The following is a 373-nucleotide window of genomic DNA, read 5'->3' on the forward strand; positions in this document are numbered from 1 at the left end:
CGTAACACTCTCTATCAAATGAAACAGGGAATGAAATTGTACCTCCTATTGGTACGTTAGTAAACGCTCCCCACTGGGTACTAAGCTATCCCAACGGCTATCCAGTGGCCCCATATGTTTCCGGTGCCTCTTTGGATGCGTCTACCACTTACTTTGAATTTTGTATTATCTAGGAAATTCATTGCCAATACCAAAGGGTCTCCTTCAGTATTAGTGTCGTTACCGGATATGCTGAACACAGTGCGAAACGCTATTGGAAAACTGATATCACTGTTATAAGCTAAATTGTATATAAGTCCCCACTGGGGAGTTATTTTAATAATTCTATCGTTTTACGTAATTCACGAATGGTTTTGTGCGTATACACCCTGGT

Annotated in this window: 1 protein-coding gene; it reads right to left on the reverse strand. The window is 40.8% G+C overall.

Translation table 11 applies throughout. From position 1 onward, the window contains the following. Positions 1-80: 80 nt before the first annotated feature. Entirely contained in the window at positions 81-323 is a 243-nt protein-coding gene (locus tag ACSV5T_RS09750) for a gp53-like domain-containing protein (RefSeq protein WP_438320978.1), read from the reverse strand. Between the last annotated feature and the right edge of the window lie 50 nt (positions 324-373).

This window comes from Veillonella sp. ZSJB6 (genome assembly GCF_051549505.1).
In the GTDB taxonomy this organism is placed as follows: Bacteria; Bacillota; Negativicutes; order Veillonellales; family Veillonellaceae; genus Veillonella.